General features: G+C 70.4%; 1 protein-coding gene. It reads left to right on the top strand.

Features of this window, described 5'->3' with window-relative positions; translation table 11 throughout:
• A partial coding sequence (locus tag A5708_RS17485; RefSeq protein ID WP_155766058.1) for a non-ribosomal peptide synthetase occupies positions 1-3,238 on the top strand: 3,238 nt, incomplete at both ends.

Below are 3,238 nucleotides of genomic sequence, written 5' to 3'. Positions count from 1 at the left end.
CAGCCGGCTCGCCGAGCGGCTGCCGGCCTACATGGTGCCGGCCGCGGTGGTGGCCATCGAGGCATTGCCGTTGACACCCAATGGCAAACTCGACACCCGCGCGCTGCCGGCACCCGAATACGCCGCCGGTGAATACCGGGCCCCGTCCACCGCAGTCGAGCAAATCCTGGCCGGCATCTATGCCCAGGTGTTGGGGCTCGAACGGGTCGGCGCCGACGATTCGTTCTTCGATCTGGGCGGGGACTCGCTGTCGGCGATGCGGGCGATCGCAACGATCAACACCACGCTCGATGCCCATGTCGGGGTGCGGATGTTGTTCGAGGCGCCCACGGTTGACCAGCTGGCGTCGCGCGTCGGTGCGGGTGGGGGCAGGCTCGTCGGCGTGGTGGCGCACGAGCGGCCCGCGGTGCTGCCGCTGTCGTTCGCCCAATCGCGGTTGTGGTTCATCGACCAGCTGCACGGCCCGTCACCGGTGTACAACATGGCGGCGGCGTTGCGGCTGAGCGGACGCCTGGATGCCGACGCCCTCGGGGCGGCGCTGCGAGACGTCGTGGCGCGCCACGAAAGTCTGCGCACGGTGTTCGCCGCCGTCGAGGGCATACCCCGGCAGGTGGTGTTGGCCCCCGAGCGGGCCGACGTCACGTGGCGCGCCATGGACGCGGCCGACTGGTCGCCGGCCCGGCTGGAGGACGCCATCCGCGACACGGCGCGGCACACGTTCGACCTGGAGACCGAAACTCCGCTGCGCGCACAGCTTTTCCGTACCGATGACGAAGAACACGTCCTGGTGGCGGTGGTGCACCACATCGCCGCCGACGGCGGGTCGCTGCATCCGCTGGTGCGCGATCTGGCGGTGGCCTATGCCAGTCGCGCGGCCGGCGACGCCCCGGACTGGGCGCCGTTGCCGGTGCAGTATGTCGACTACACGCTGTGGCAGCGCGGCCAATTCGGTGATCTGGAAGATCCGGACAGCCCGATCGCGGCGCAGCTGGCGTACTGGGAGCAGGAGCTGGCCGGGCTGCCCGAGCGCCTCGAGTTACCCACCGATCGGCCGTATCCGTTGGCCGCGGACTACCGCGGGGCGAGTGTGGCCGTGGACTGGCCGGCCGAGCTGCAGCAGCGGGTGCGCGCGATGGCCAATGCGCACAACGCGACGAGCTTCATGGTGGTGCAGGCCGCGCTGGCGGTGCTGCTGGCCAAGATCTGCGCGAGTTCGGATGTGGCGGTGGGGTTCCCGATCGCCGGACGACGCGATCCGGCCCTGGACGACGTGGTGGGCTTCTTCGTCAACACCCTGGTGTTGCGCGTCGAGTTGGGCGGAGATCCCACCATTGCCGAAATCCTGGCCCAGGTCCGCCAACGCAGCCTGGCCGCGTACGAGCACCAGGACGTGCCCTTCGAGGCGCTGGTCGAACGGCTCAACCCGACCCGCAGCCTGGCGCATCACCCGCTGGTTCAGGTGATGCTGGCCTGGCAGAACACCGAGGCCACCGACCTGAGCCTCGGCGACGTGCGGGTTACCCCGGTGCCGGTCGAGACACGCACCGCCCGTACCGACCTGGCGTGGTCGCTGGCCGAACGCTGGACCCGGGACGGCGCACCGGCCGGGATCGGCGGAGCGGTGGAGTTCCGCACCGACGTCTTCGACACCGCCACCATCGAGACGCTGATCGAGCGTTTGCAGCGGGTGCTGTACGCCATGACCGCCGACCCCGCCCGGCGACTGTCGTCGGTCGACGTGCTCGGCGCCGCGGAGCGCGCCCGCCTCGATGCGATCGGCAACCGCGCGACACTGTCCCGGCCCCGCGTCGAACCGCCGTCGATCCCGGCGCTGTTCGCCGACCGCGTGGCGCATAGCCCGCAGGCGATGGCGCTGACGTTCGACGGCCGGTCGATGACCTATCGGGAGCTCGATGAGTCGTCAAACCGGTTGGCGCACCGACTCATTGCCGAAGGTGCGGGTCCCGGGCAGTGCGTGGCGGTGTTGATGGAACGCTGCGCGCAGGCCGTCGTCGCAATCCTTGCGGTGCTCAAGACGGGCGCGGCCTACCTGCCGATCGACCCCGCGGCCCCGCAGAACCGGGTCGGGTTCATGCTCGCCGACGCCGGGCCCGTCGTCGCCATCACCACCACCGGCCTGCGGTCGCGGCTGGACGGATTCGACGTGGCGGTCATCGACGTCGGCGACACCGCCGCACAAGACCACCCCGGCACCGCGCTGCCGGCGCCGGCGGCCGCGAACATCGCCTACGTCATCTACACCTCGGGCACCAGCGGAACCCCGAAGGGCGTCGCGGTCACGCACCGCAACGTCACCGAGCTGCTGGAGTCCGTGCACGGCCGGCTCGCGTCGACTCCCGGGGCGTGGAGCCAGTGCCATTCGCTGGCCTTCGACTTCTCGGTGTGGGAGATCTTCGGCGCGCTGCTGCATGGCGGACGGGTGCTGGTGGTGCCCGACGACGTGGTGCGCTCGCCGGAAGACCTGCGCGCCTTGCTGATCGACGAAGACGTCAGTGTCCTCAGCCAGACCCCGTCGGCGTTCTTTGCGCTGCAGAACGCCGACGCCCCGCGCACGGGACGCCAGCTCAGCCCCCACACCGTGGTGTTCGGCGGCGAGGCGCTGGTTCCCCAGCGCCTGGGCAGGTGGGTGCATGACCACCCACGGCACCCGCAACTGATCAACATGTACGGCATCACCGAGACCACGGTGCACGCCTCGTTCCGCGAGATCGTCGACGCCGACATCGACGGCCACGTCAGCCCCATCGGAAAACCGTTGGCGCATCTCGGTTTCTTCGTGCTGGACGCGTGGTTGCAGCCGGTACCCACCGGCGTGATGGGCGAACTGTATGTGGCGGGGACCGGCGTGGCCGCGGGCTATTTGGGCCGGGCCGGTTTGACGGCGTCGCGGTTCGTGGCCTGCCCGTTCGGCAGCGACGGGGCGCGCATGTATCGGACCGGCGATGTGGTGCGCTGGGGCCCGGATGGGCAGCTGCAGTATGTCGGCCGCGCCGACGAGCAGGTCAAGATTCGTGGCTATCGCATCGAGCTCGGCGAAATCCAGAGCGCGATGGCCGAATTGGACGGCGTAGGGCAGGCCGCGGTGATCGCCCGCGAGGACCGGCCGGGCGACAAGCGGCTCGTCGGTTATCTCACCGGGCCCGCCGATCCGGCCGAAGTCCGCAGCCGGCTCGCCGAGCGGCTGCCGGCCTACATGGTGCCGGCCGCGGTGGTGGCC

It is taken from the genome of Mycobacterium colombiense, assembly GCF_001672755.1.
Classification (GTDB): domain Bacteria; phylum Actinomycetota; class Actinomycetes; order Mycobacteriales; family Mycobacteriaceae; genus Mycobacterium; species Mycobacterium colombiense_C.
The sequence above is the reverse complement of the archived record's forward strand: the minus strand, read 5'-3'. Positions and strand labels throughout refer to the sequence as shown.